Annotated in this window: 22 protein-coding genes; 8 read left to right on the top strand and 14 right to left on the bottom strand. The window is 73.9% G+C overall.

Going from position 1 to position 26,036, the window contains the following annotated elements; all coding sequences use genetic code 11:
- Nucleotides 1–330 precede the first annotated feature (330 nt).
- Nucleotides 331–909 (top strand): DUF1697 domain-containing protein, encoded by a 579-nt coding sequence (locus HLB15_RS01390; protein ID WP_171102928.1) that lies wholly within the window; start codon nucleotides 331–333, stop codon nucleotides 907–909.
- A gap of 119 nt (nucleotides 910–1,028) precedes the next feature.
- The gene (gene nhaA, locus HLB15_RS01385) at nucleotides 1,029–2,306 is read left to right on the top strand and encodes a Na+/H+ antiporter NhaA (protein ID WP_171102926.1); all 1,278 of its coding nucleotides are present in this window, start codon (nucleotides 1,029–1,031) and stop codon (nucleotides 2,304–2,306) included.
- 147 nt (nucleotides 2,307–2,453) lie between these two features.
- Here nhaA and HLB15_RS01380 read toward each other — a convergent pair whose 3' ends face one another.
- The 5 genes from HLB15_RS01380 to HLB15_RS01360 all read right to left on the bottom strand — a co-directional run bounded on the left by HLB15_RS01380 (nucleotide 2,454) and on the right by HLB15_RS01360 (nucleotide 7,415).
- Entirely contained in the window at nucleotides 2,454–3,626 is a 1,173-nt protein-coding gene (locus tag HLB15_RS01380; protein WP_171102989.1) for an acetyl-CoA C-acyltransferase, read from the bottom strand.
- Nucleotides 3,627–3,764: 138 nt separating this feature from the next.
- The gene (locus HLB15_RS01375) at nucleotides 3,765–4,415 is read right to left on the bottom strand and encodes a CoA transferase subunit B (protein WP_171102924.1); all 651 of its coding nucleotides are present in this window, start codon (nucleotides 4,413–4,415) and stop codon (nucleotides 3,765–3,767) included.
- Between the two features lie 3 nt (nucleotides 4,416–4,418).
- Nucleotides 4,419–5,225, bottom strand: a complete 807-nt coding sequence (locus HLB15_RS01370) for a CoA transferase subunit A (RefSeq protein WP_171102922.1) — start codon at nucleotides 5,223–5,225, stop codon at nucleotides 4,419–4,421.
- A 67-nt stretch (nucleotides 5,226–5,292) separates the two neighbouring features.
- Entirely contained in the window at nucleotides 5,293–6,057 is a 765-nt protein-coding gene (locus tag HLB15_RS01365) for a 3-hydroxybutyrate dehydrogenase (protein ID WP_171102920.1), read from the bottom strand.
- Entirely contained in the window at nucleotides 6,054–7,415 is a 1,362-nt protein-coding gene (locus tag HLB15_RS01360; protein ID WP_171102917.1) for an MFS transporter, read from the bottom strand. The genes HLB15_RS01365 and HLB15_RS01360 overlap by 4 nt, the downstream gene beginning before the upstream one ends.
- 155 nt (nucleotides 7,416–7,570) lie before the next feature.
- On the opposite strand from HLB15_RS01360, the gene HLB15_RS01355 reads away from it, so the two are divergent.
- On the top strand, nucleotides 7,571–8,497 hold the full coding sequence (locus HLB15_RS01355; protein ID WP_171102915.1) for a LysR family transcriptional regulator: 927 nt from the start codon (nucleotides 7,571–7,573) through the stop codon (nucleotides 8,495–8,497).
- A 3-nt stretch (nucleotides 8,498–8,500) separates the two neighbouring features.
- On the opposite strand, the gene HLB15_RS01350 is transcribed toward HLB15_RS01355, so the two are convergent.
- The 8 genes from HLB15_RS01350 to HLB15_RS01315 all read right to left on the bottom strand — a co-directional run bounded on the left by HLB15_RS01350 (nucleotide 8,501) and on the right by HLB15_RS01315 (nucleotide 16,440).
- Entirely contained in the window at nucleotides 8,501–9,439 is a 939-nt protein-coding gene (locus tag HLB15_RS01350; RefSeq protein ID WP_171102913.1) for an alpha/beta hydrolase, read from the bottom strand.
- Nucleotides 9,436–10,053, bottom strand: coding sequence for a TetR/AcrR family transcriptional regulator (locus HLB15_RS01345; protein WP_171102987.1), 618 nt, complete (start codon nucleotides 10,051–10,053; stop codon nucleotides 9,436–9,438). The genes HLB15_RS01350 and HLB15_RS01345 overlap by 4 nt, the downstream gene beginning before the upstream one ends.
- An 86-nt stretch (nucleotides 10,054–10,139) precedes the next feature.
- Nucleotides 10,140–11,735 carry a class I adenylate-forming enzyme family protein gene (locus tag HLB15_RS01340; RefSeq protein WP_229784971.1) on the bottom strand — a complete coding sequence of 532 codons (1,596 nt, stop codon included), beginning with the start codon at nucleotides 11,733–11,735 and terminating at the stop codon, nucleotides 10,140–10,142.
- Nucleotides 11,732–12,796, bottom strand: a complete 1,065-nt coding sequence (locus tag HLB15_RS01335) for a branched-chain amino acid ABC transporter permease (RefSeq protein WP_171102911.1) — start codon at nucleotides 12,794–12,796, stop codon at nucleotides 11,732–11,734. The genes HLB15_RS01340 and HLB15_RS01335 overlap by 4 nt, the downstream gene beginning before the upstream one ends.
- Nucleotides 12,793–13,668 (bottom strand): branched-chain amino acid ABC transporter permease, encoded by an 876-nt coding sequence (locus tag HLB15_RS01330; RefSeq protein WP_171102908.1) that lies wholly within the window; start codon nucleotides 13,666–13,668, stop codon nucleotides 12,793–12,795. Before HLB15_RS01330 ends, HLB15_RS01335 begins: the two co-directional genes overlap by 4 nt.
- On the bottom strand, nucleotides 13,665–14,423 hold the full coding sequence (locus HLB15_RS01325; RefSeq protein WP_171102906.1) for an ABC transporter ATP-binding protein: 759 nt from the start codon (nucleotides 14,421–14,423) through the stop codon (nucleotides 13,665–13,667). Before HLB15_RS01325 ends, HLB15_RS01330 begins: the two co-directional genes overlap by 4 nt.
- Nucleotides 14,420–15,241 (bottom strand): ABC transporter ATP-binding protein, encoded by an 822-nt coding sequence (locus tag HLB15_RS01320; protein WP_171102904.1) that lies wholly within the window; start codon nucleotides 15,239–15,241, stop codon nucleotides 14,420–14,422. The genes HLB15_RS01325 and HLB15_RS01320 overlap by 4 nt, the downstream gene beginning before the upstream one ends.
- On the bottom strand, nucleotides 15,238–16,440 hold the full coding sequence (locus HLB15_RS01315; RefSeq protein WP_171102902.1) for a substrate-binding domain-containing protein: 1,203 nt from the start codon (nucleotides 16,438–16,440) through the stop codon (nucleotides 15,238–15,240). Before HLB15_RS01315 ends, HLB15_RS01320 begins: the two co-directional genes overlap by 4 nt.
- Before the next feature lie 228 nt (nucleotides 16,441–16,668).
- On the opposite strand from HLB15_RS01315, the gene HLB15_RS01310 reads away from it, so the two are divergent.
- Together HLB15_RS01310 and HLB15_RS01305 are read left to right on the top strand one after the other, a co-directional pair.
- Entirely contained in the window at nucleotides 16,669–17,949 is a 1,281-nt protein-coding gene (locus HLB15_RS01310; protein ID WP_171102900.1) for an extracellular catalytic domain type 1 short-chain-length polyhydroxyalkanoate depolymerase, read from the top strand.
- Between the two features lie 115 nt (nucleotides 17,950–18,064).
- A complete protein-coding gene (locus tag HLB15_RS01305) occupies nucleotides 18,065–19,366 on the top strand; it encodes a hypothetical protein (protein WP_171102898.1) in 1,302 nt (433 codons plus the stop codon).
- Between the two features lie 51 nt (nucleotides 19,367–19,417).
- Here HLB15_RS01305 and relB read toward each other — a convergent pair whose 3' ends face one another.
- On the bottom strand, nucleotides 19,418–20,965 hold the full coding sequence (gene relB, locus HLB15_RS01300) for a type II toxin-antitoxin system RelB family anti-toxin (protein WP_373291042.1): 1,548 nt from the start codon (nucleotides 20,963–20,965) through the stop codon (nucleotides 19,418–19,420).
- 141 nt (nucleotides 20,966–21,106) lie between these two features.
- Between relB and aceA the strand changes: the two genes are divergently transcribed.
- The 3 genes from aceA to HLB15_RS01285 all read left to right on the top strand — a co-directional run bounded on the left by aceA (nucleotide 21,107) and on the right by HLB15_RS01285 (nucleotide 26,032).
- Nucleotides 21,107–22,465, top strand: coding sequence for an isocitrate lyase (gene aceA / locus HLB15_RS01295; protein ID WP_212759361.1), 1,359 nt, complete (start codon nucleotides 21,107–21,109; stop codon nucleotides 22,463–22,465).
- The gene (gene aceB, locus HLB15_RS01290) at nucleotides 22,465–24,279 is read left to right on the top strand and encodes a malate synthase A (protein ID WP_171102894.1); all 1,815 of its coding nucleotides are present in this window, start codon (nucleotides 22,465–22,467) and stop codon (nucleotides 24,277–24,279) included. The genes aceA and aceB overlap by 1 nt, the downstream gene beginning before the upstream one ends.
- Nucleotides 24,280–24,547: 268 nt before the next feature.
- On the top strand, nucleotides 24,548–26,032 hold the full coding sequence (locus tag HLB15_RS01285; RefSeq protein ID WP_171102892.1) for a M15 family metallopeptidase: 1,485 nt from the start codon (nucleotides 24,548–24,550) through the stop codon (nucleotides 26,030–26,032).
- Nucleotides 26,033–26,036 lie beyond the last annotated feature (4 nt).

The raw sequence follows: 26,036 nt of genomic DNA, 5'->3' as shown, positions 1-26,036 counted from the left end.
CTGGCGGGCACCGCCTGCCGGCGGGTCCGACCCGGGCGAACCGGGGCGGGTGGATGGACCGGGTGACCGACTCGGTGCGCCGCGGCGTGGCGCAGAGCCGGGACCGGCCCTTCTCCACGGAGCGAGCACTCCATAGGTTGGCCTCCCGAAGGGACGACTGGGTGCCGTCCCTGAAGGGGAAACTACGCGCACTGTCATCGACTGGCCAGGGTTATCTCCCGGCGGGTCGCAAGTTGTCACGAAGTGTTCACACAGTGGCAATGACTTCATTGTTGCGTCAAGGGACGGCAAAACTCGCAGAGAGGGGGCACCTCCCGGCAGGATGGCCGTATGGCTCATCTCGCGATCCTGCTGCGCGCCGTCAACCTCGGGCCGGGCCTGCGCGTCACGTCGGCCGAGCTGCGCGACGCCGCGCACGACGTCGGCCTCGACGGCGCCCGGACCCTCCTCAACAGCGGCAACCTCGTGGCCGGCTCCTCCTCGCTCGGCCCCGACGAGTCCGCCCGCCGCGTCGCCGACCGGCTCACCGAGCGGCTCGGGCAGCCCGTCGCCGCCGTCGGCCTCGGGGCGGACCGGCTCGACGCCGTCGTCGCGGACAACCCGTTCCGCGCCGCCGCACGCGACGACCCCGCCCGGCTCCAGGTGCACGTCCCCCTCGGCGAGCTCGACGAGGCCGGCGTGGCCCGGCTCGACCTGGCCAACGCGGGCCGGGAGCTGCTGGCGACGGCGCAGGGCGTGCTCTACGTGCACTACGTCGACGGCATCGGCCGGTCGCGGCTCACGTCGGCCGTCATCGACCGGGCGGTCGGCGCGCCCACCACGGCCCGGAACTGGAACACGGTCAGCAAGCTGCACGCGGCCCTCACGGAGCTCGGCACAGGGCTCGGCACAGGGCTCGGCGAGGCCTGACCCCGGGCGCGACCCCGCGCCGGGTTTAGGGTGTGACCCAGGGAGTGCCGGGAAGTCTGGTCGGCGTGGACCGGGTCGACCGGTCCTGATCGAACGACCCCGCAGCCGAGAGGACCACCTTGACCGGTTCCACCCCTGCCCCCACCACCGTCCAGCGCCTCACGGCCTGGGTGTCCCGCGAGACCACCGGGGGCGCGCTCCTCATCGGTGCCGCGTTCCTCGCCCTGATCTGGGCCAACTCACCCTGGCGCGAGGCCTACCAGACGCTGTCGGCGACGACCGTGGGCCCGGCCGAGATCGGCACCCTGCCGGTCCACCTCGACCTGTCGCTGGCGACCTGGGCGGCCGACGGGCTGCTCGCGATCTTCTTCTTCGTGGTCGGTGTCGAGCTCAAGCAGGAGTTCGTCGCCGGGAGCCTGCGCAACCCGCGTGAGGCCGGCGTGCCGATGATCGCGGCGGTCGGCGGCATGGCGGTGCCTGCGATCGTCTACGTCGGTGCGCTGTTCCTGCTCGGCGACACGGGCGCGCTGCACGGGTGGGCGATCCCCACCGCGACGGACATCGCGTTCGCCGTCGGCGTCCTGGCGATCTTCGGCCGCGGCCTGCCCGTCGCCATCCGGACCTTCCTGCTCACGCTCGCCGTCGTCGACGACCTGCTCGCGATCGTCGTCATCGCCGTCTTCTACACGAGCGCGATCCACTGGTGGTCGCTGCTCGGCACGCTGGTCTGCGTCGGGCTGTTCGCGTGGCACGTGCGCTCCCGCCGCCCGCGGTGGTTCGTGCTGCTGCCCCTGGCCGTCGTGGCCTGGGCCCTCATGCACGCGTCCGGCATCCACGCGACCATCGCGGGCGTGCTGCTCGGCTTCGCCGTCCCCGCGGTCGCCCGGCACGGTGAGGCGACCTCGCGCACCACGCAGTACGAGCACCGGCTCCGCCCGCTCTCCTCGGGCGTCGCCCTGCCCGTGTTCGCCTTCTTCGCGGCGGGCGTCACGCTCGTCGAGGGCGACGGCCCGCTCGCGGTGATCGGCCAGCCGGTCGTCGCGGCCATCACCGGCGGCCTGGTGCTCGGCAAGCTGGTCGGCGTGCTCGGTACGACGGCGCTCGTCACCCGCCTCACGCCGCTGCGCCTGCCCGACGCCATCGGCGTGCGCGACCTGCTCCCCGTCGGGCTCCTGGCCGGCATCGGCTTCACGGTGTCGCTGCTCATCAGCGAGCTGTCGTTCGGCGACTCGGAGCACACCGACGGCGCCAAGATCGCCATCCTCGGCGGGTCGGTGCTCGCCGCGATCCTCGGCGCCGTCTCGCTGCGCTGGGACGCCCGCAAGGCCCGCACGGCCGACATGAACCTGGACGGCCGCGAGGACGAGTCCCGCGACCTCATCGGCGACGAGCGCTGACCCACCCGCCGAGGTAGTCACGTGGCGAGGTAGTCACAGGGCGAGGTAGTCACCTAGGCGACTACCTCGCCAGACGACTACCTCGCCACGTGACTACCTCGCCAACTGACTACCTCGCCAACTGACTACCTCGGCGGGAGGGGGCGGTCAGAGCTCCAGGAGGAGCGCCTCGCCCTGGCCGCCGCCGCCGCACAGGCCGACGGCCGCGCGGCCACCGCCGCGCCGGGCCAGCTCGTGCGCCGCGTGCACCGCGATGCGCGCGCCGGACGCCCCCACCGGGTGCCCGAGCGCGATGCCGCCGCCGTGCACGTTGACGCGGTCCAGCGGCACGCCGAGCTCCTTCGCGGACACGCCGACCACGACCGCGAACGCCTCGTTGATCTCCACGAGGTCGAGGTCGGAGGCCGACCAGCCCTGCCGCTCCAGCGCCCGGGCGATGGCCCGCGCGGGCTGGGAGTGCAGCGAGTTGTCCGGGCCGGCCACCTGGCCGTGCGCGCGCACGGTCGCCAGCACCGGTACGCCCGCCGCCTCGGCCCGCCCCCGCGTGGTGAGCACGAGCGCCGAGGCACCGTCGGAGATCTGGGACGAGTTGCCCGCCGTCAGCGTGCCGTCCTTCCGGAACGCCGGGCGCAGCCGCGCGAGCGACTCCGCCGTCGTGTCCGGGCGCACGCCCTCGTCGGTGCGTACCTCGACGGGCTCACCGCGGCGCTGCGGCACCGACACCGGTGCGAGCTCCGCCTCGAAGTACCCGTCCTTGGCCGCCGCGGCCGCTCGCTGGTGCGAGGCCGCCGCGATCGCGTCCTGCTCCTCGCGCGAGACGAACACGTCGCCCGTGTTGTGCTCCTCGGTCGAGATGCCCATCGACACGTCGTCGAACGCGTCGGTCAGGGCGTCGTGCGCCACGGAGTCCAGCAGCTCGGCCGAGCCGTAGCCGAACCCGCCGCGCGCGCCCGGCAGCAGGTGCGGGGCGTTCGTCATCGACTCCTGACCACCCACCAGCACCACCGACGCCTCGGCGGTGCGCAGCAAGCGCGCGCCGTCGATGATCGCCGTCAGGCCGGACAGGCACACCTTGTTCACCGTCACGGCGTGCACGTCCCAGGACACGCCCGCCGCCACCGCCGTCTGCCGCGCGGGGTTCTGCCCCGCGCCCGCCTGGATCACCTGGCCGAACACCACGGTGTCCACGTCCGCCGCGAGCGCTCCTGCACCCTCCAGCGCCTTGCGGGCCGCCACGGCGCCCAGCTCGACGGCGCTCAGCGCCGCCAGCGACCCCTTCAGCCGTCCCTGCGGCGTCCGTGCCGCCGAGACGATCACCACGTCGTCGGCGCTGTGTGTCGCGCCCGAACCCGTGGCGCTCCGGCCGGTGCTCGTGGCACCGGTCGGAGCAGCAAATGCGTCACTCATGAGACCTCCTTCGGCCGTTCTTCCCAGCGTATCCGCCGTCCTGAGCCCGAGTCAGCCCACGGGCTCGACGAGCTCCACGGCGAGCTCCGGCTCGGTCTTCTCGACGACCTCCTCGGCCGTCACCCCGGGGGCGAGCTCGCGCAGCACCAGGCCGGACGGCGTCACGTCGAGCACCGCGAGGTCGGTGATGATCCGGTTCACCACGCCCTTGCCGGTCAGGGGCAGGGAGCACTCGCGCAGGATCTTCGGCGACCCGTCGCGCGCCACGTGCTCCATGAGGACGATGACCCGGCCGGCACCGTGCACCAGGTCCATGGCGCCGCCCATGCCCTTGACCATCTTGCCGGGGATCATCCAGTTGGCCAGGTCGCCCGTGGCCGAGACCTGCATGCCACCGAGGATCGCCGCGTCGATCTTGCCGCCGCGGATCATGCCGAACGACGTGGCCGAGTCGAAGATCGACGAGCCGGGCAGCAGCGTCACCGTCTCCTTGCCCGCGTTGATGAGGTCGGGGTCGACGGCGTCCTCCGCGGGGTACGGGCCCACGCCGAGGATGCCGTTCTCCGACTGCAGCACCAGGTGCCTGCCCTCGGGCACGTAGTTCGGCACGAGCGTGGGCAGCCCGATGCCCAGGTTCACGTACATGCCGTCCGCCAGCTCGCGCGCGGCGCGCGCGGCCATCTCCTGTCGCGTCAGTGCCATGGTTCAGGCCCCCTTCGTCCCGGCCGACGACGACGGCGCCTGCGCCACGGTCCGCCGCTCGATCCGCTTCTCGATGTCGGTGCCGACGTGCACCACGCGGTGCACGTACACGCCCGGCAGGTGCACGGTGTCGGGGTCGATCTCCCCCGGCTCGACGAGCTCCTCGACCTGGGCGATGCACACGCGCCCCGCCATCGCGGCGAGCGGCGAGAAGTTGCGCGCCGACTTGTTGAACACGAGGTTGCCGTGCCGGTCACCGCGCAGGGCGTGCACGAGCGCGAAGTCGGTGGTGATGGCCTCCTCGAGCACGTACTCGCCGCCGTCGCCGAACGTGCGCACCTCCTTGGGCGGCGAGGCGACGGCGACGCCGCCCGAGCCGTCGTACCGGCGCGGCAGGCCGCCGTCGGCGACCTGGGTGCCGACGCCCGTGCGCGTGAAGAAGGCCGCGATGCCCGCGCCGCCGGCGCGCAGCTTCTCGGCGAGCGTCCCCTGGGGCGTGAGCTCGAGCTCGAGCTCACCGGAGAGGAACTGGCGCTCGAACTCCTTGTTCTCGCCGACGTACGAGCTGGTCATCTTCGCGATCCGGTGGGCGCCCAGCAGCACGCCGAGGCCCCAGTCGTCGACACCGCAGTTGTTGCTCACCACCGACAGGTCGGTGGTGCCCTGCTCGAGCAGGGCCTCGATCAGCGCGATCGGGTTGCCGCACAGCCCGAAGCCGCCCACGGCGAGCGAGGCGCCGTCGGGGATGTCGGCCACCGCCTCGGCCGCGCTCGCGACCACCTTGTCGAACCCGGTGCGTGCTCCAGTCATCCTTGACTCCTTCGTCGGTCCCGGCAGGTCGTGCCCTGTGCCAGTGTCACACCCCGGGCGCCCCGGGTCATCGTGCGCTCCAGCCGCCGTCGATGGTCCAGGACGCGCCGGACACCATCGCCGCGTCCGGGCCGGTGAGCCAGCCCACCAGCGCGGCCACCTCGTGCGGTTCCACCAGCCGCTTCACCGCGGACTCGGCGAGCATGACCCGGGCCAGCACCTCGGCCTCCGGGATGCCGTGCACGCGCGCCTGCTCGGCCATCTGCTTCTCCACGAGCGGTGTGCGCACGTACCCCGGGTTGACGCACACGCTGGTGACGCCGTGCTCGCCGCCCTCGAGCGCCGTCACCTTGGACAGTCCCTCGAGCCCGTGCTTGGCCGACACGTATGCCGACTTGAACGGCGACGCCACCAGCCCGTGCACCGACGAGATGTTGACCACCCGCCCCCAGCCCCGCTCGTACATGCCGGGCAGCACGGCGCGCACCAGCAGGAACGGCGCCTCCAGCATGATCCGGTGCACGAGGCGGAAGTCGTCGGGCACGAAGTCCTGGAGCGGGCTCACCCGCTGGATGCCCGCGTTGTTCACGAGCACGTCCGTGTCGAGCCGCAGGTCGTCGAGCGCCCGCGTGTCGGACAGGTCCACGACCCACGCCTCGCCGCCCACGTCCTCGGCCACCGCGTGCGCGCCGTCGCCGTCGCGGTCCGCGACCACCACGTGCGCGCCCCGGGCGGCCAGCTCGCGCGCGCAGGCCGCGCCGATGCCGCTCGCTCCGCCCGTGACCAGCGCCCGGCGCCCCGCGAGGGACGCGCTCGTCTCCTGCCCGCTCATGCCCTGCCTCCCGCCGTCGTCTGCTCGCGCGCCTGGTCCTCGGCGTCCAGCGCGTGCAGCGACGCGCCCTTGGTCTCCCGCAGCGCGAGCGCCGCGACGAGGGTGATGAGGGCGGCCACGGCCATGTAGACGGCGGTGGGCCACCACGAGCCGGTGTCCTTGAGCCAGGTGGTGGCGAGGATCGGCGCGAGCGAGCCCGCGACGATCGAGGTCACCTGGTAGCTGATCGAGACCCCGGAGTAGCGCATCCGGGTCGGGAACATCTCGGCCATGATCGCGGGCTGCACCGCGTACATGAGGGCGTGGAAGAGCAGCCCGGCCGCCAGGACACCGAGGATGACCCAGGAGTTCTTCGTGTCCATCGCCGGGAAGGCGAACCAGCACCAGGTCGCGCCGAGCACGGCGCCCGCGACGTAGAGCGGCTTGCGGCCGACCCGGTCGGCGAGCCGGCCCACGACGAGGATCACGACGAAGTGGAAGGCGTGCGCCGTGGCGACCACGCCGAGGATGCGCGTGGTGTCCATGCCGAGCGCGGTGCCGAGGTAGACGATCGAGAAGCTGACCACCAGGTAGTACAGGATGTTCTCGGCGAACCGCAGGCCCATGCCGGTGAGCACGCCGCGCGGGTAACGCCGGACCACCTCGAGCACGCCGTAGCCCGCGGCGCCCTCGTCGATCTCGGCCTTCGCCTCCTCGTAGATGGGCGCGTCGGAGACCCGGGTGCGCACGTAGTAGCCCACGACGATGACGACGGCGGACAGCCAGAACGCGACGCGCCAGCCCCAGGCGAGGAACGCGGCGTCGGTCAGCAGGCCGGACATGGCGTAGAGCACGACGGTCGCCAGCAGGTTGCCCACCGGGACGCCGGCCTGCGGCCACGCGGTCCAGCGCGCCCGCTCGTCGTCGCGGCTGTGCTCGGCCACGAGCAGCACGGCGCCGCCCCACTCCCCGCCCAGCGCGACCCCCTGCACGAAGCGCAGGACGACGAGGAGCGCCGGCGCGACGAAGCCCACCTGCTGGAACGTCGGCAGGCAGCCCATGAGCACCGTCGCGGCGCCGATCAGCAGGATGGTGAGCTGCAGGGTGTGCTTGCGGCCGAGCTTGTCGCCCAGGTGGCCGAAGATCACGCCGCCGAGCGGTCGCGCGACGAACCCGACGGCGTAGGTCACGAACGCCGCGATGATCGCGTCGTAGGCGTTGCCCGTCTCGGGCATGAGCACCTTGTTGAACACGAGCGCCGCGGCGGTCGCGTAGAGGAAGAAGTCGTACCACTCGACGACGGTGCCGGCCATCGAGGCGGCGACGATGCGCCGGATCAGCGACCGGTCCGCCGGTGCGGGGGTCTGTGGGGCAGACATGCTGCGGCTCCTAGGTGTCGACTCTGACACGAGGGCGGCGAGCGGCTCGCCGCCGTGGACAGCCCGAGTGTTCCCGGCAGCGGGTGTGCGCAGCAATGACGAGATGGGCAGACCCGATGTGCACGGATGCACACGTGGCTTGGTACGGTCGCCGCATGCCCGCCCGCACCGACCCGCCCGGCCAGGTGGCCGACCAGCTCCTGGTGCTCCTCGAGGTGGCCCGCACCGGGCGCTGGACGACGGCGGCGCAGGCCCTCGGCGTCAACCACACGACCGTGGCCCGCAACATCGCGGCGCTCGAGCGCGCGCTCGGCGGCAAGCTCCTGGTGCGTGGTGCGGACGGGTGGGAGCTGACGGCCCTCGGCCGCCGCGCTGCCCGCGCGGGCGAGGCCGTGTCGGAGGCGGTGGCGCGCCTCGTCGCGGGCGACGCCGAGGCTGACCCGGTCGCCGGCGTCGTGCGCATGACGGCGACCGACGGGTTCAGCGCGTACGTCGCCTCCCCCGCCATCGCGCGCCTGCGCCGCGACCACCCGGAGCTGTCCGTCGAGCTCGTCACCGTCACGCGCGTGGCGACGCACCACCGCTCGGGGGTGGACATCGACGTCGTCGTCGGGGAGCCGAAGGTGCAGCAGGCGAAGGCCCTGCGGCTGGGCGAGTACGTGCTGGGCATGTACGGCGCGCGCGACTACCTGGAGCGGCAGGGCACGCCGACGAGCGTCGCCGAGCTGTCCCGGCACGGGCTCGTCTACTTCGTCGACTCGATGCTGCAGGTCAACGACCTGGACGTGCCGCGGCGCCTCGTCCCGGGCATGCAGGACGCGCTGGCCTCGACGAACGTCTTCGTGCACGTCGAGGCCACGCGCGCGGGCGCGGGGCTGGGGTTCCTGCCCTGCTTCATGGCCGACCGCCACCCGGACCTCGTGCGCCTCCTGCCCGACGAGGTCACCGAGCGGCTGCCGTACTGGGCCGTGGTCCGCGGCGAGTCGTGGCGGCGGCCCGCCGTCGCCGCCGTGGTGCAGGCCCTGCGCGAGGAGATGGGCAGGCGGCGCGACCAGATGCTCGGGGTGGGGGACGCAGGCTGAGGCTCAGCCGGTCACAGCCGCCGCGACCGCCGAGACGCCCGGCTCGGCCATGATGATCGTGTAGTGGTTCACGTCCGGCACGTCACGGGCCGCCAGCCGCGGCAGGTGGCGCTCCCACGCGGCGACGGCGTCGGCCGGGTACATGCCGCCCGGCTGGTCGAGCAGGCCGCGCGGCGCACGCAGGAAGGTGACCGGCAGGTCGTTCTCGGCGGCCCAGGCGAGCGCCGCGGGCAGCGCCTCGCCCCGGGCCGAGTCGACCGAGTCGGCGGCCACGGCGTCGGCCGACGTCGCCGGGCGACCCTCCGCGGTGAGGTCGTAGTCGACGTACTGCTCCACCACGGGGCTCCACCGCGCGAAGGCCGGGTGGGCCCGCCAGAACTCCCGGTACGCCTGCGGCCCGGCGAACGTCTGCCCCAGCCGCTCCAGGGCGGGCCCGAGCAGGGCGCCCACCAGCTCCTCGGGCGTCGCGTCGGCGGGCACGCCCGGCGGCAGCGGGATGGGCAGACCGCCGTCCACGAGCACGAGCCGGGCCACGAGACCCGGGTGCCGGTGCGTCAGCACCAGGGAGACGAACCCGCCCATCGAGTGCCCCACCACGACGGCGGGCCCGCCCGCGAGCGCACGGACCACCGCGGCGACGTCGTCGGCGTGCGCGGCCATGCCGTACGGGCCGGGCAGGTGGTTGCTGCGGCCGCGCCCGCGCAGGTCGGGGGCGACCACGCGCCGCCCCGCCAGCGCGGCGACGACGGCGGGCCACGCGCGGTGCGAGGCCGTGATGCCGTGCACCAGCACGACGGAGGGCAGCGGCGCGCCGTCCGGACCTGTCGCGAGCGGCCCCACGGGCTCCCAGACGCCGACGCGCAGCGTCCCCCCGGCGACCGGCACGTCGTGCGTCGCGTACGTGTGCGATCCGGCGGCCTCCACCTGGTCGACGACGCTCACGGGCCCACCTCCCCCTCGTGGCCGCCGGGCGCCAGCGCCCGCTCGATGAACCGCATGGCCTGCTCGAACACCTCGGGTGGCACGGCGGACGTCGGGCCGCCGGGCGCGACGTCCGGCCCCCACAGCACCCAGCGCATGCCGACGATCTCGCCGATGCCCATGAGCGCCCAGGCCGCGACCTCCGGGTCGATGTCGCCGACCTCCCCCGCCTGCTGCGCCTTCGCGAGCCCCTCGCGGTAACCCTCGACGATGCGCGTGTAGTGCAGGCGCAGCGCGCCGGGCGACACGAACTCCGCCTGCCGCACGATCCGGTACAGCGCCGGGTGCCGGGCAGTGAACTCGAAGAACGCGCGGAAGCCCGCGCGCTCCGCCTCGATGCGGGTGCCCGCCTGCGAGGACGCCTCGATCATCGCGTGCCGCACGCGCCGGTTGAGGTCCTCGACCACCTCGTCGAACACCTCGATCTTCGACGCGAAGTAGAGGTAGAACGTGCCCTGGCCGACCCCGGCCGCCTCGGTGATCTTGACGATCGAGGCGTCGTGGAAGCCGAGCTCGGCGAACACCTGCTCGGCGGCGGCGAGGATCCGCGCGCGGGTGCGCTCGCCCTTGGTCATCCGGGCGGGGCCGCCGGGCTGCTGCTCGGGCTGCTGCTCGGGCTGCTGCTCGGACTGCTCGGTCTCACCGGGCTGGGACGTGATGCTCACCGGGTCTCCTTGAGGCGTGCGTCGAGAGGGCGTGCGTGCTGGTCGGTTCCGGGGCCGCTGTCGGGTCCGCCCGCCCGCGGGGCGAGCGCCGAGCGCACCACCTTGTCCAGGGACGAGCGGGGCAGGTCCGGGACGAGCTCGAAGTGCCGCGGCACCTTGTACCCCGCCAGCTCACGGCGGCAGAACTCCGCCAGGTCCTCGGCGTCCGTGAGCCGGCCGCCGCGCGGCACCACGAAGGCGTGGCCCACCTCGCCCCAGCGCTCGTCCGGCACGCCGACGACGGCGGCGTCCGCCACCGCGGGGTGCCGCCGCAGCACGGCCTCGACCTCCGCGGGCGTGACGTTCTCGCCCCCGCTGATGAACACGTCCTTGAGCCGGTCGACCACCCGGTAGTACCCGTCGGCGTCGCGCTCCACGAGGTCGCCGGTGCGCAGCCAGCCGCGCGCGAAGGTCGCCGCCGTCGCCTCGGGCTCGCGGAAGTAGCCGGCGAACACGCTCGGCCCGCGCACCAGCAGCTCACCGGTCGCCGGGCCGTCGAGGTGCTCGCCCGTCACCGGGTCGGCCACCGCGACCTCGACGTGCGGGTAGGGCACCCCGGCGGAGCCGACGCGGTCGCGCGCCGCGTCGTCGGGCAGGCACAGGACGTTGGGGCCCGCCTCGGTGAGGCCGTAGCCCTGCGTGAGCGCCACGCCCCGGCGGTGCCACGCGCGCAGCAGCGGCTCGGGCATCGGCGCGCCGCCGACCACCGCGTGCCGCAGCGAGCCCAGGTCGGCCTCCGCGAAGCCCGGGTGCTCGGCGAGCAGCAGGTAGGTGGTGGGCACGCCCATCATCGTGGTGACCCGCCGGTCGGCGACCAGGCGCAGCACCCGCTCGGGCTCGAACGTGCGCTCCAGCACCACCGTCGCGCCCGTCCACCAGGCCAGCAGCGGCTGGATGTTCCAGCCGCCCACGTGGTACTGCGGCAGCACGGACAGCACCACGTCGACGCTGGTCAGCTCGACAGTGCGGGACAGGGACAGGTTGGTCCAGAAGCAGCTCGCGTGCGTGAGCAGCGCGCCGCGCGAGCGGCCGCCCGTGCCGGACGTGAAGACGAGCAGCAGCGGGTCGTCGTCGCGCACCGCGCGCTGCGGCGGCGGCTGGTCGGTGAGGCGTCGGCGCGTGGGGGCGGGCACGCGCGCCTCGACGCCGTGCGGGCCGAGCGCCGTGCGCGACGGCGCGACCGGCAGCCGCTCGAGCGCCGCCTCCGCGAGCGTGCCGCACTCCTGGTCGACCAGCACGAGCGCCGGGTCGGCCTGCTCGAGCTGCGCCGCGAGCTCGTGCGGGGACAGCCGCCACGACAGCGGCGCGAGCACCAGCCCCGCCTTGGCGCACGCGAAGAACAGGACGACCTGGTCGGAGCTGTTGCCCGTCACGGTCGCGACGCGGTCGCCCACGCCGTACCCGGCGGCACGGAACCGGGCGGCGAGCGCCGTCGCGCGGTCCTCGAGCGCGCGGTAGGTCAGGGTGACGCCGCGGTCGTCCACGGCCACGCGGCCGGGCGTGGCGAGCGCACGGTCGCGCGGCCACCGGCCGAGGGTGTGCAGGTCGCTCATGCCGCCACCTTCCCGGGCACCCGCCCCCGGCGCGCGGCGAGGCGCTCCGCGGCGCCGGCGAGCCCGCCGGGCAGGAAGAGCACGACGAGCACGAAGCACGTGCCGAGCAGGAACATCGGCTCGGACAGCGGGACCCGCAGCACGGCGGGCAGCCCCGCGACGGCCGCCGAGTGCGCGAGCTCGCCCAGGCGCTGGTCCAGCAGCGTGTACAGCACGGCCCCGACGACGGCGCCCCACCGCGAGCCGACGCCGCCGAGCACGACCATGACGAGCAGCGTGAGCGTGAAGTCGGCGGTCGACGTCGTGGGCGACGCCCCCGACTGCAGCAGGAGGTAGGCCATGCCGACCACCGTGGCCAGCGACGCGGCGAGCACGAACACGACGAGCTTGGTGAGGTAGGGCCGCCCGCCGATGATCCGGACGCGCACCTCGTTCTCCCGCACGGCCGCGGCCATGTGCCCGGCCCGGCTGCGCTCGATCCAGAGCACCACGAGATGGACGGCGACGAGCACCGCGAGCGCGAGCCAGTACAGGTGGCGCGTGTTGACGACGCCGACGAGGGCGTCGGGCACGCCGTCGGTCGCGAGCGCCAGGCCCTCCTCGCCGCCGGTGAGGTCGCCCTGGTCACGCCGCACGAGCACGTTGCCCGCCTGGGCGAACGCGAGCGTCACCATGGCGAACGAGATGCCGGCGACCCGCAGCGAGACGGCGCCGACGACGAACGCGAGCGCGATGCCGCCGACGAGCACGAGCGCGGCCGCGGGCAGCAGCGGGACGTCGGTGCGGTCGAGCACGATCGCCAGCCCGTAGATGCCGGCCGCGAAGTAGAGCGCGTGGCCGAAGCTCATGAGCCCCGCCAGCCCGAACAGCAGGTGGTAGGACAGCGCGAGCGCCGCGGTGAGGAAGCAGAGCGCGAGCAGCTGCAGCGAGCCGGGCTCGTACGTGTAGCCGGGCAGCACGCCCGGCAGCGGGATCGCCAGCAGGGGCAGGCAGGCGAGGAGCACCAGCAGGCCGGCCGCCGGGAGCCCGAGGGTGAGCAGACGCGTGCGGACGTGGCTCATGCGGGCCTCCCCATCAGTCCGGACGGGCGCACGAGCAGGACGAGCGCCAGGAGCAGGACGACGATCAGGTCGCCGGTGTTGTCGAGGTAGAAGTTGGCGAGCTGCTGCAGCACGGCCACGACGACGGACGCCACGGCGGCGCCGGTCAACGATCCCATGCCGCCGATCACCGTGACGATGAAGGCGAAGATGAGCAGGCTCGCCCCCAGGTGCGGGGACACGTAGTTGAGCGACTGCGTGGCGAGCACGCCGCCCAGCCCGGCCGCCGCGCCGCCGACGGCGAACACGAGCGTGAACGCGCGCCGCACGTCGATGCCGAGCGCCGTCACCATGGCGCGGTTCTCGACGCCGGCGCGGATGATCAGGCCGTACCGCGTGTACCGCAGGAACGCGACGATGCCGCAGAGCACCGCCGCGGCCGCGAGCACGTTGAGGAACGCGGTGTTGGGCACGCGGGCGCCGAGCACCTCGGTGGTCGAGCCGAGCCAGGCGGTACGCGTCACGGGGCGGGGGTTGGGGCCCCAGATCCCCTCGAACAGCGCGACCGTCGCGAGCGAGAGACCGACGGTGACGAGCACCTGCTCGATGTGCCGCTGGTACAGAGGCCGGATCAGACCGAGCTCGGTGGCCGCCGCGGCGGCGGCGCCGGTCAGCGCGCCGACCGCGAGGCCGAGCAGCAGCCCGCCCCAGGTGCCCGCGCCGACCGCGTTGCCCGCGGCGAGCCCGACGAACGCGCCGAGCGTGAGGAACGAGCCGTGCGCGAAGTTCAGCACGCCCATGAGCCCGTAGATCAGCGACAGGCCCGACGCGACGAGGAAGTACAGCCCGCCGAGCCCCAGGCCGGTGGCGAGCAGGAGGACGAGGGTGCTCATCGGGCGGCCTCCGGCTCGGCGGTCTCGTCCGCGGGCCGCTCCGCGTGCACCCCGAGCAGCCGCTGGACCCGGTCGGCGTCGTCGAGGAGCTCGCGCGCCGGGCCGGTATGCACCACGCGGCCCGCGTCGATGACGACGACGCGCTCGGCGAGCCGCTCGACGACCTGCAGGTTCTGCTCCACGAGGAGGATGGGCACGGTCTGCGCCGCGGCGGCGAGCGCCTCGGCGACCTCGCCCACGATGCGGGGCGCCAGGCCCTTGGTCGGCTCGTCGACGAGCAGGATCCTGTTGTCGTTGAGCAGCGCCCGGGCCAGCGACACCATCTGCTGCTGGCCGCCCGACAGCGTGCCGGCACGCTGCTGCGCGCGGGCGACGAGGTCGGGGAACAGGGCGTCGACGAGCGCGCGCCGCTCCGGCGTCGCGCCACCGGAGCCGCCCCGGTCGGCCAGGCGCAGGTTCTCCGCGACGGTCAGGCCCGCGAACACCTCGCGGTCCTCCGGCACGTAGCCGACGCCGCGGCGCACGATGCGGTCGGTGCGCTCGGCGTCCACGCGGACGCCGTCGAGCTCCACCTCGCCGGAGCGCTCGATCAGGCCGAGCACCGCGCGGAGCGTCGAGGTCTTGCCGACGCCGTTGCGGCCGAGCACCGCCGTGACGCCCGACGCCGGGACGTCGAACGTCACGCCGTGCACCACCTCCTGGCCGGCGATGCGCGCGGTGAGGTCGCGCACCCGCAGCACCGGTGTCCCGCTCATGCCGCGCTCCCTGCCGTCGTCCCTGCCGTCGTCCCTGCTCTCGAGCCGGCCGTCGTGCCGGCCGTCGTGCCCAGGTACGCCGACTGGACCGTGTCGTCCGCCATGACCTTCTCGGGGACGTCGCACGTCAGCAGCTCGCCGTGGTGCAGCACCGCCACGCGGTCGGCCAGCCCGAGCACGACGTCCATGTGGTGCTCGACCATGAGCACGGTGCGCCCGGACGCGCCGATGGACCGGATGACCTCGACGAGCCCCGCGACGTCGCCCGTGGCCACACCGGCCATCGGCTCGTCGAGCAGCACCACGGACGAGTCCATGGCGAGCAGCACCGCGATCTCGAGCTTGCGCTTGTCGCCGTGCGAGAGGTCGCCCGCCGCGGCGTCGGCCCGGTGGGTCAGGCCTACCGTGGCCAGGTGCTGCGCCGCCTCGGCCGACGCGTCGTCGCCGCGCCGGGGGAAGCGGAGCACCGAGAGGCTGCCGCCGCGGCGGCGCTGGGTGGCGAGCCGCACGTTCTCCGCGACCGTGAGCCGCGGGAACAGGCTGGACGTCTGGAAGGTCCGGCCCAGCCCGGCACGGGCGCGCACGGCGACCGACGCCGATGTCACGTCTCGGCCGTCCAGCAGCACGCGGCCGCTCGTGGGCCGGTAGATGCCGCTCACCAGGTTGAACAGGGTCGTCTTCCCCGCGCCGTTCGGCCCGATGACACCGACGAGCTCGCCGCGCGCCACCCGCAGGTCGATCCCCGAGAGGATCCGCGCCCCGCCGATCGTCAGCCCGAGCCCTTCGGTCTCCAGGACCGGCTCGCCACCCGCCGTCACTCCGCCGCCTCCGCGGGCGCGACGGCCTCGCCGTCGATGGTCTCGACGAGCTCGGGCGTCCACGTGCCGTCGTCCTCGACCAGGCGCGCCTGGTACATCGGCTGGATCAGCGCGTGGTCGGAGGCGCGCACCGTCGTCGGACCCTTGGGACCCTCGAAGGTGTAGCCCTCGAGCGCGTCGACCATGGCCTCGACGTCTCCGGCACCCTCCTCGATCGCGTGCACCATGAGCTGCGCCGCCACGAACCCGTCCGGCGTGAACAGGTCGGGCGTGCCGCCCTGCTCCTCGACGGCGGCGAGCATCGCGGCCTCGGTCTCGGTGCCGGCCGCGCCCGGGAAGTAGTGGTTGAGGAAGCTGACCTTCGTGGCGGCCTCGCCGTAGGCACCGTAGGTGGACACGTCGCCCAGGCCCGTGACGACGGTGGTCTCGTCGAGCACGCCCTGCTGGTCGAGGCCCTGCCACATCGCGCCGGTCGTCGCACCGGCCCAGGCGACGAAGACCATGTCGGCCTGCGCGTCGAGCACCTTCTTGGCGAACGGCGTGAACTCGGTGGCGTCCTCGGGCACGAGCACGGAGGAGACCTCGGCACCCTGCGCGCCGAGCACGCCGTCGACGGCGGCGAGGTTGCCCTGGCCGAACGCGTTGTCCTGGGCGAACACGACGACCTTCGCGCCGTCGGGCTCGACGAACGTGCCGGCCGCGGCGACGTCCTGCAGCGACTGCCTGCCGCTGCGGAAGGTGTAGCGGTTGATGCCGGTGAGCGCGTCGACGGCGGCGGGGCCGGACACGTACAGCACCTTGTTCTGATCGGCCTGCTCGGCGAGCGGCAGCGCGACGCCGGACACCACGGTGCCGCCGAGGATCTGGTAGCCCTTGCCGATGAGGTCCTTGGCCTGCGAGACGGCCTTCTCGGGGTCGCCCGCGTCGTCGTGATAGGTGACGTTGAGCGGGCGGCCCGCGATCTCGCCCGTGCCGCCGGTCGCGTGGTCGAGACCCGCCTCGAACCCGTCCTTGTACGCCTCGCCGTATGCGGCGAGGGGCCCGGACTCGGAGTAGACGATGCCGATGTCGATCGGTGCGGCGTCCTCGCCGTCGCCGCCGCTGCCGCCGGTGGTCGCGCCGGTCGGCGCGCACGCCGCGAGCGCCAGGCCCGTCACCGCCGCCGCGGCGACAGCCATGAGGGACTTCCTCGTCCGCATGACACTGCCCTTCTTCGGGTGGTCGTCACCTCCTCCGGTTCGGCGACGCCGCCAAACCTGAGAGGCGATTCAGGTTGCGGGAATAGTGGACGAGCCGGGCGGTTCATGTCAACCCACCCGCCTGCCCACACCATTGACAGGTGATTCAGGTCGCACCTAATGTCCCCAGTTGTCCGGCTGTCGGCGCAACGGTGCGCGGGGCAGCACGACCTCACCGTGGAGGTTCGCATGACACACCCGTCCCCGTCCGTGGCCCGTCGCACGCCCCGGCGCAGGCCACTGCGCCGCGGCCTGGCCCTCGCCGCTGCCGTCGCCCTGACCCTCGTACCGACCGCCGCCGTCGCGGCACCCCACGCCGACCCGCCGGCCGCGCAGGCGGCCGCGGGCGCCTGGACGTCCCGCACCGCCGGCGGCATGACGACGCAGCTCTACGTACCGACGTCCGAGCCGGCGCTGCCCGCCGGGCGTGCGCTGATGATCTCGCTGCACGGCTGCGTGCAGACCGCCGCCGACCTGCGCACCGGCGGCAACTGGGCGGCGACGGCCGACGCGCACGGCATGGTCGTGGCGGCGCCCGCCGCGCCGGACGGTGGTGTCCTGCTCGGGTGCTGGGACTACTACGACACCGGCCACTCGCGGGCCAACCCGGCGCGGCACGACGACAACCTGCTCCAGCTCGTCGACGACCTGCTGGGCGACGCGTCGCTCGGCCTCGACCCGAACCAGGTCTACCTCACGGGCCTGTCGTCGGGCGGCGGCGAGACCATGGTCATGGGCTGCCTCGCCCCCGACGTGTTCGCGGGCATCGGCATCGACGCGGGGCCGACGGTCGGGACGACGTCCGCGCAGATCTCGTACGTGGCGACCACGCAGGCGCAGGCCACCAGCACGTGCCGGAGCTTCGCCTCCACCGGCTCGCCCGGCTTCGCGACCCAGCTCACGTCCGTGGTCCACGGGTCGTCGGACGTCACCGTGGCACCCGGGTACAACGCGCTGAACGCCCAGGTCATGGCCGGGATCTACGGCGCCTCCAGCCAGTCGTCGTTCTCGCTGGCCGGGCTGCCCGGCACGAACACCGCAGGGTCGGGCACGCTGTGGTCCGACGCGGACGGGCCGCGGGTCTCGCTCGTCACGAACACGAACGTGGGTCACGCCTGGCCGGCCGGCGGCGGGCCCGGCGGCTCGTACATCACGGCGAGCTCGATCGACTACCCGGCGTACGTCACCGACTTCTTCCTCGACCACAACCGCCGCGTCGACCGGTCCGGCGAGCCCACCGACCCCACGGACCCGACGGATCCCACCGACCCGACCGACCCCGAGGCGTACTGCGGGGCCGCGACCAACGCGCAGCACCAGGCGGCGGGCCGGGCCACGTCGTACGGCATCGACCCGTACAACCCGTACTACGCCGTCGGCTCGCTCGACTACCTGGGCCAGGGGAACGCGACGGTGACCACCCTGCGAGAGACCTCCGAGGGGGTGTACGAGCGGGTCACGGGCTGCTGAGCCGACTTTCGGTGCCGCAGCGCGCCCCCCGTGCCACGATCGAGGGACGAGGCCTCCCGGCCAGGGCACCGCGGCAACGCCGCCGCGGGCCGCCGCACGGACACCAGGAGTGATCATGCGTCGTCCACCCGTCCCTCCGACGGCGGCCGTCCGGGCGGCGGCCGCCGTCGTGGCAGGCGCGCTGCTCGCGTCACTGGCCGCGCACACCGCCGCCGCGGCGCCCGGCGACCCGGCGACCGGCTGGGACTCCCGCCCGGAGGAGGCGCACCGCGAGGTCGCTGTCTCCGACACCGGGCGGGTCGTCGTCGACGCGAGCTCCGAGGCCGGGTACGAGCACGTGAACTACCTGGAGGTCGGCGAGCAGGGCGAGTGGGTGCGCACGCCCGACACCAGCGGCCACCTCACCCACCTGGCCGCCGGGCCCGAGGACTACGCCGTGTCCGTCTGGCACGACGCGGACGGGCCGGCCCGCTACCGCGTGCTCGACGGCGCGGACTGGAGCGAGCCCGCCACGTTCCACGACGGGCCGGTGCACGCGAGCGACCTGGTGTCCAACGCGGACGGCGACGTGGCCGTGCTCCTGCGGCTGCACCACGACGGCGGAACCCTGCTCGCCCGGCTGCCGCGCGGCGGCACCTGGACGGTGCAGGAGGTCCCCGGCGTCGCCACCGACCTGCCCGCCGCGGTCGCACTCAACGACGCGGGCAAGACCACGGTGGTCTGGGCCGCACCCTCCGGTGTGCGGTCCACCGTGCTGCGCTCGGTGGTCCGCGAGGACAGCACGCAGTGGTCGGCGCCGCAGACGGTCGGGGTGGTGAACGACCCGGCCCCGAACCTGTCGATGGTCACCGACGGGGAGGGCCGCGAGACCGTCGTGGGCGGCAACCTCCTCTGGCGCCAGCCCAGCACCAGCAAGCCGCTCGCGTACCGGATGCGCACGAGCACGCGCGCACAGCTCACCGCGGGCCACTCCGCGACCCGCGTCGTCTGGCCCGCGGGCGTCCAGGACCGGTACGAGGTCCGCAGCGTCCTGTTCGACGACGAGACCCAGCGCCCGCAGACCACCCTCTGGTCCCACCCGATGCGCGAGTGCGCGTACGAGTTCGGGCTCAACTCGCTCGTGCTCGGCGTCGGGATGGTGCCAGGCGGGCGGACGTACCTCGCCGTCGCCGTCCGGCGGGGCATCGACACCGACGGCACCTGCCCGGACGTCGCGCGGTTCCTCGCCGTCGACCGGCGCGACCGGGTGCTCGGCGACCAGCCGCTGGGATCCTTCACCGTCGGCAAGGAGCTGCAGGTGGCCGCGGGGGCGGCCGGGCCGGTCGCCGTGGAGTTCAAGAACTGGGACGACGACGCCGACCCGCTCGGCGAGGACCAGCCCGACGGGCTCTACTCGCTGGAGTTCTTCCACCGGTAGCGGTCAGCCCGTCGGAGCCTGCCACACTCAGCCCGTCGGAGCGTGCCGCACTCAGCCCGTCGGAGCGTGCCGCTCCAGGAACTTGTAGACCTCCGTGGTCTCCACACCCGGGTACGCGCCCGAGGGCATCGCGGCGAGCATCGACGCGTGCGGGCGGGCCGACGGCCAGGCGTAGTCGGCCCACGTGGCCGACAGCTCGTCCGGCGGCCGCCGGCAGCACGACTCGTCGGGGCAGCGCGAGGCGAGCCGCTGCGTCGTCTCGCGGCCGGAGAACCACTTGACGTGCGCGAACGGCACGCCGACCGACACGGAGAACGCGCCGTCCGAGGTGTACTCCACGCGGGACGTGCACCAGTAGGTGCCCGCAGGCGTGTCGGTGTACTGGGCGTACGGGTTGAACCGGTCCTCGACGTCGAACACCCGCCGGGCCGTCCACTTCTTGCACACGTGCTGGCCCTCGACGGCCCCGAGCGGGTCGGCGGGGAACCGCACGCCGTCGTTCTCGTACGCCTTGTGCAGGATCCCGGACTCGTGCACCTTCATGAAGTGCACCGGGATACCCAGGTGCCGCGTCGCGAGGTTGGTGAACCGGTGCGCCGCCGTCTCGAACGACACCCCGAAGGCGTCACGCAGGTCCTCGATCGCGATCGCCCGCTCGTCCTTGGCGTCGCGCAGGAACTTCACGCCCGGCTTCTCCGGCACCATGAGCGCGGCGGCCAGGTAGTTGGCCTCGACGCGCTGGCGCAGGAACTCGCCGTAGTGCGCGGGCTCGGTGTGGTCCAGCACGTGCGAGGCCAGCGCCTGCAGCAGCGCCGAGCGCGTGTTGGACCGGCCCCGGAACCCCTGGGACGGCAGGTAGACGCGGCGGTAGCGGGTGTCGATGACCGACCGCGTCGAGTGCGGCAGGTCGCTCACGTAGTGCAGCGTGAACCCCAGGTGCGCGGCGATCTCCGCGGCCATCCGCTGGGGCAGCGGACCCGAGGTGTGCCCGACGTCGGCCAGCAGCCCCTTGGCCACCTGCTCGAGCTCGGGGAGGTAGTTGTCCCGCGCGCGCATGTCGTCCCGCAGCTCCGCGTTGGCGCGCCGCGCCTCCTCCGGGGTCGCGGCGCGCTCGGTGTGGAGGCGCTCGAGCTCGCGGTGCAGCGCCAGGATCGTCGTCAGCGCGTCCTGCGGCAGCGACTTGCCGATCCGCACGCCCTCGATGCCGAGCGACGCGAACAACGGCCCCCGCTGCACGCGCTCGAGCTCGATCTCCAGGGCGTCCCGCTCCGACGGCGGCTCGGCCGAGAGCAGGTCGTCCACGCTCGCGCCGAGCGCCCGCGCGATGGCCTGCAGCTGCGAGAACTTGGGCTCGCGCTTGCCGTTCTCGAGCGTGCTGACCTGCGACGGAGCCCGGTCGATGGCCGTGGCCAGCTCCTCGAGCGTCATCCCTCTGCTCGTGCGCAGGTGACGGATCCGGCGGCCGATCGTCAGCGCGTCGGGCTCCGCCTCGGACGCCGGCACCGGACCGTTTCGACCGCTCTGCGCAGGACGCGAGGAAGTCGTGTTTCGCACGGTTCTGCCTCCGCTATCGATTCGAGCCATGACCGAGGGTGACATACGCAACAGCTTCCGATCAACAGAAGAACAGCGATTCTTCTGTCCGGATTCGCTTGTGAAGGGGCTTCGCAGAGGCCGAAGGTCGTACTACGTCACCGGCAGACGCGGTGACCACGTTCCGTCCCGAGGAGGAGAACCGCCATGAGCGCACCCACGATCGACCCCACGTCCGAGGCGACCACGTCCGCGACGACCGCGGTGCCGGCGGCGACCTCCGTCCGCGCCGGCGACCAGGTGCAGACCGCCGACGAGCTGCGGCAGACCTGGGAGTCCGACCCGCGCTGGGCCGGCATCGAGCGCACCTACACGGCCGAGGACGTCGTCGCGCTGCGCGGCTCGGTCGGTGAGGAGTGCACGCTCGCCCGGCGCGGCGCCGAGCGCCTCTGGCGGCAGCTGCACGAGGAGGACTACATCAACGCCCTCGGCGCGCTGACCGGCAACCAGGCCGTGCAGCAGGTCAAGGCCGGGCTGCAGGCCATCTACCTGTCCGGCTGGCAGGTGGCGGGCGACGCGAACCTCGCGGGCCAGACCTACCCGGACCAGTCGCTGTACCCGGCCAACTCGGTGCCGGCCGTGGTCCGCCGCATCAACAACGCGCTGCTGCGCGCCGACCAGATCGACGTCGCCGAGAACGGCGCCCCGACCCGCGACTGGCTCGCCCCGATCGTGGCTGACGCCGAGGCCGGGTTCGGCGGCCCGCTCAACGCCTACGAGCTCATGAAGTCGATGATCCAGTCCGGCGCGGCCGGCGTGCACTGGGAGGACCAGCTCGCGTCGGAGAAGAAGTGCGGCCACCTGGGCGGCAAGGTGCTCGTCCCGACCCAGCAGCACATCCGCACCCTCAACGCCGCGCGCCTGGCCGCCGACGTCGCCGACGTCCCGTCGGTCGTGATCGCCCGCACCGACGCCGAGGCCGCGACCCTCATCACGTCCGACGTCGACGAGCGCGACCGCCCCTTCATCACCGGCGAGCGCACGAGCGAGGGCTTCTACAAGGTGGTCAACGGCATCGAGCCGTGCATCGCCCGCGCCAAGGCCTACGCGCCGCACTCCGACCTCATCTGGATGGAGACCGGCACGCCGGACCTCGAGCTCGCGCGCAAGTTCGCCGAGGCTGTCAAGGCCGACCACCCGGACCAGATGCTGGCGTACAACTGTTCGCCGTCGTTCAACTGGAAGAAGCACCTGGACGACGACACGATCGCGAAGTTCCAGCGTGAGCTGGGCGCCATGGGCTTCACGTTCCAGTTCATCACCCTGGCCGGCTTCCACGCCCTCAACTACTCGATGTTCGACCTGGCCCACGGCTACGCCCGCGAGCAGATGTCGGCCTACGTGAAGCTGCAGGAGCTCGAGTTCGCCGCCGAGGAGCGCGGCTACACCGCCACGCGCCACCAGCGCGAGGTCGGCACCGGCTACTTCGACCGCGTCGCGACCGCGCTCAACCCGGACTCCGCGACCACCGCCCTGACCGGCTCGACCGAGGAGGCGCAGTTCTGATGACCGCCACCATCGACTCCCCCGCCGACACCCGCACGCACGAGCCGACCCACGGCAGCCCGTTCGACGCCGAGGCCGGGCTGGCCGGGCTCGGCACGCCCCCGGCGCGCAGCGCCGCACCCCGCACCCTGCGGGGCGGCGGGGTCGGCGCCTCCGCCACCGGTGCCCGCCGCGGTGTCATCACGGTGACCGGCGCCGTGGGCCCGCGGTACGACGAGATCCTCACCCCCGAGGCGCTCGGGTTCCTCGCCATGCTGCACGACCGGTTCGACGCCGCCCGCGACGAGCTCATCGCCCAGCGCCAGCTCCGGCGCCAGGACATCGCGGACGGGACCGACCCGGACTTCCGGGCCTCGACCCGCCCGGTGCGCGACGACCCGGACTGGCGCGTGGCCGGCTCGCGCAACGCGCCCGGTCTCGAGGACCGGCGCGTCGAGATCACGGGGCCGACCGACCCGAAGATGACCATCAACGCGCTCAACTCGGGCGCCCGGTGCTGGCTCGCCGACGCCGAGGACGCCTCGAGCCCCACGTGGCCCAACGTGGTCGAGGGCCAGCTCGCGCTGCACGACGCCATCCGCGGCACGCTCACCTTCACCAGCGAGGCCGGCAAGGAGTACCGGCTGCGGTCGGCCGACATCGCGGACCTGCCCACGATCGTCTTCCGGCCGCGCGGCTGGCACCTCGACGAGGCGCACCTGCGCTACACCGACAAGCACGGCATCACGAGCAACGCCCTGGGCAGCCTCGTGGACTTCGGCCTCTACTTCTTCCACAACGCGGCCGAGCTCATCGCCCGCGGCCGGGGACCGTACTTCTACCTGCCCAAGCTCGAGGGCTACCGCGAGGCGCGGCTGTGGAACGAGGTCTTCGAGGCGGCGCAGGACGCGCTCGGCATCCCCCGCGGCACGATCCGCGCGACGGTGCTCATCGAGACGCTGCCCGCCGCGTTCGAGATGGAGGAGATCCTCTACGAGCTGCGCGACCACTGCGCCGGCCTCAACGCGGGCCGCTGGGACTACCTGTTCTCGGTGATCAAGTGCTTCCGCACGCGCGGCGCGTCGTACGTGCTGCCCGACCGCGGCCAGGTCACCATGACGGCCCCGTTCATGCGCGCCTACACCGAGCTGCTCGTGGCCACGTGCCACCGGCGCGGGGCGCACGCCATCGGCGGCATGAGCGCGTTCATCCCGGACCGACGCAACCCCGAGGTGACCGAGCGTGCGTTCGAGCAGGTGCGGGCCGACAAGAAGCGCGAGGCCACGGACGGGTTCGACGGCACCTGGGTGGCCCACCCCGACCTCATCCCGGTCGCCCGGGCCGAGTTCGACGCGGTGCTGGGCGACGCGCCGAACCAGGTCTCGCGGCAGCGCGACGACGTGGTGGTGTGCCAGCACGACCTGCTCGACATCGCGTCGGCCCGCCGCGGCGGCGCCACCGTGACATCGGCCGGCCTGCGCTCGAACGTGTCGGTCGCGGTCCGCTACCTGGACGCGTGGCTGCGCGGCACGGGCGCCGCGGCGCTCGACAACCTCATGGAGGACGCCGCGACCGCCGAGATCTCGCGGTCCCAGGTGTGGCAGTGGATCGCCTCGGGCACCGTGACCGACGACGACGGGCAGCCCGTGACCCGGGAGCGCGTCGAGGCGGTGCTGGCCGACGTCGTCGACTCGCTGCCGGACGAGCCGGGCAACCGGATCGAGGACGCCGCGGCGGTGTTCCGGCGGGTCGCGCTGCGGGACGACTTCCCGCCGTTCCTCACCGGCCCCGCCTACCTGGGCCACCTGGTGGACTCGCCGGTGGACCGTCCGTAACGGGCCGTCCGTAACGGACGCACCCCCAGCCGGGCCGCCCCGCCGAACGGCGGGGCGGCCCTCCATCCGTCCGGCACCGCGCCCGCCGCCGTTCTCTCTCCGCGCCCCGCCACCCCTGGGGTCGTGCGGCGCGGTGCCGGACGCTCCACTGCCAGGCCCGCGGGGCGAAACGCGGCGCTTGCGCGTTTCGCCCGGATCGTTACCCTGGCGTTCTCCCGACCGGCGGCAGCGGAGCCGCCGTCGTCGCAGGTACCAGGGGGCAACAGCAGTGACAGACACGCACAGCAGCACGCAGGAGCACGAGCCGGACGAGCTCGACGACGTCACGGCAGGGCCGCGGCGCGGCAGGCGCCCGGGCCGCGCGGCCTGGACCGGAGCTCTCGCCCTGGCCGTGACCGGCGGGGTGCTCGCCGGCGCCTCGGCGAGCGCGCCCGTCCCGCAGGCGGACGGCGCGACGCCGGAGCCGGTGGCGACCGGCCGGACGGCGACCTGCGACCTCGACGCCGTCGCCGTGGGCGCCGCGCACCACGACGTGACGGCCGACCAGGTGGGCGCGGTGCTCGACCGGGCCGAGGCGGTGCTGCGGCGCCGCCCCAACCCCGGCATCGCCCAGGCCGCCGCGGAGCTCGGCATGCTGTGGACCACCTACCAGGCGCAGGAGCAGGTGCTCGCCGCGGCGGGACCGCCGCGGGCCGTCGAGCGTGCGGCAGGCGCCTCCGGCGGAGCGGCGGTGGACAGGGTGACCTTCGACCAGGTGGCCGTCGCCGCGATGCGGCTGGCGAACCTGCTCGACCCGACCTCGCCCTCCGCCCTCGTAGAGCTCCGGACGGACTCCGGCTCGTCGCTGCGCGACAGCCTGCTCCGGACGGTCGCGGCCCACGGCGACTCCACCGCGGGCTACGCGAACGGGCGGATCCCCGCCGACGTGCTGTGCCCGCTGGACTTCGCGTCCGGCCACCTGCTGCGCTGCGACGCCGCCGAGCGGTTGACCGCGCTGAGCGCCGCGTTCGAGGACCGGTTCGGCTATCCGCTCCCGCTGACCGACTCGTACCGGTCGCTCGCCACGCAGCTGACCGTGCGGGAGACCAAGCCGCACCTGGCGGCGCTCCCCGGCACGTCGAACCACGGGTGGGGCCTCGCCGTCGACCTGGGCGACCCGGTCGCCGGCGGCGCCTCCGCGGAGTACGTGTGGCTGCGCCTGCACGGGCCCGACTACGGCTGGGACAACCCGTCGTGGGCGCGGCTCGGCGGCGACCGGCCGGAGCCGTGGCACTTCGAGTTCTTCGCGGCGGGCTCGATCCCGAACCGCGCCGTCGACCCGGCCGACGTCGGCACGTGGGTGGACGGGTCGGGGCCGCGGACGGCGGCGGGACCGGCGACGGCGGACGGCCCGGCGGGCGCGGCGGGACCGGTGTCTGCCGCGCGCGGGGACGTCTCCGGGGGTCGATCCGCGGGCACGGCCGGAGGCGACACGGCGAGCGGCTCGCCCGGCGGTTCGTCCGGTGGGTCCGGCACCGCGCCCGCCGACGGCGCCGACCGGCCGGCCGACGAGAAGCCGCAGGCCCCGGCACCGAGCGAGCCGCCCGCCGCGCAGGAGCCCGAGGCACCGTCGGTCGGCGGCGTCGTGGGCGGCGTCGTGGAGGGCACGGTCGGTGCGGTGACCGAGACGCTGACCGGCACGGTCGACGGCGTCGGTGGCCTGGTGGGCGGGTTGCTGGGCGCCGGCGGCACGGCCGGCGCCCCGCGCGACTAGCTTG

The sequence above is a fragment of the Promicromonospora citrea genome (assembly GCF_013004695.1).
Lineage (GTDB): Bacteria > Actinomycetota > Actinomycetes > Actinomycetales > Cellulomonadaceae > Promicromonospora > Promicromonospora citrea.
This window is presented reverse-complemented; position numbering and strand designations above follow the sequence as displayed.

What these genes read in the sequence shown, in the direction of transcription:
- HLB15_RS01340 (WP_229784971.1), bottom strand. Translation starts at nt 11,735, where the DNA reads ATGAGCGACCTGCACACCCTCGGCCGGTGGCCGCGCGACCGTGCGCTC.
- HLB15_RS01325 (WP_171102906.1), bottom strand. Translation starts at nt 14,423, where the DNA reads ATGAGCGGGACACCGGTGCTGCGGGTGCGCGACCTCACCGCGCGCATC.
- HLB15_RS01335 (WP_171102911.1), bottom strand. Translation starts at nt 12,796, where the DNA reads ATGAGCCACGTCCGCACGCGTCTGCTCACCCTCGGGCTCCCGGCGGCC.
- HLB15_RS01360 (WP_171102917.1), bottom strand. Translation starts at nt 7,415, where the DNA reads ATGTCTGCCCCACAGACCCCCGCACCGGCGGACCGGTCGCTGATCCGG.
- relB (WP_373291042.1), bottom strand. Translation starts at nt 20,965, where the DNA reads ATGTCACCCTCGGTCATGGCTCGAATCGATAGCGGAGGCAGAACCGTG.
- HLB15_RS01365 (WP_171102920.1), bottom strand. Translation starts at nt 6,057, where the DNA reads ATGAGCGGGCAGGAGACGAGCGCGTCCCTCGCGGGGCGCCGGGCGCTG.
- HLB15_RS01345 (WP_171102987.1), bottom strand. Translation starts at nt 10,053, where the DNA reads ATGACCAAGGGCGAGCGCACCCGCGCGCGGATCCTCGCCGCCGCCGAG.
- HLB15_RS01310 (WP_171102900.1), top strand. Translation starts at nt 16,669, where the DNA reads ATGACACACCCGTCCCCGTCCGTGGCCCGTCGCACGCCCCGGCGCAGG.
- aceB (WP_171102894.1), top strand. Translation starts at nt 22,465, where the DNA reads ATGACCGCCACCATCGACTCCCCCGCCGACACCCGCACGCACGAGCCG.
- HLB15_RS01370 (WP_171102922.1), bottom strand. Translation starts at nt 5,225, where the DNA reads ATGACTGGAGCACGCACCGGGTTCGACAAGGTGGTCGCGAGCGCGGCC.
- HLB15_RS01390 (WP_171102928.1), top strand. Translation starts at nt 331, where the DNA reads ATGGCTCATCTCGCGATCCTGCTGCGCGCCGTCAACCTCGGGCCGGGC.
- HLB15_RS01330 (WP_171102908.1), bottom strand. Translation starts at nt 13,668, where the DNA reads ATGAGCACCCTCGTCCTCCTGCTCGCCACCGGCCTGGGGCTCGGCGGG.
- HLB15_RS01305 (WP_171102898.1), top strand. Translation starts at nt 18,065, where the DNA reads ATGCGTCGTCCACCCGTCCCTCCGACGGCGGCCGTCCGGGCGGCGGCC.
- HLB15_RS01375 (WP_171102924.1), bottom strand. Translation starts at nt 4,415, where the DNA reads ATGGCACTGACGCGACAGGAGATGGCCGCGCGCGCCGCGCGCGAGCTG.
- HLB15_RS01355 (WP_171102915.1), top strand. Translation starts at nt 7,571, where the DNA reads ATGCCCGCCCGCACCGACCCGCCCGGCCAGGTGGCCGACCAGCTCCTG.
- HLB15_RS01315 (WP_171102902.1), bottom strand. Translation starts at nt 16,440, where the DNA reads ATGCGGACGAGGAAGTCCCTCATGGCTGTCGCCGCGGCGGCGGTGACG.
- aceA (WP_212759361.1), top strand. Translation starts at nt 21,107, where the DNA reads ATGAGCGCACCCACGATCGACCCCACGTCCGAGGCGACCACGTCCGCG.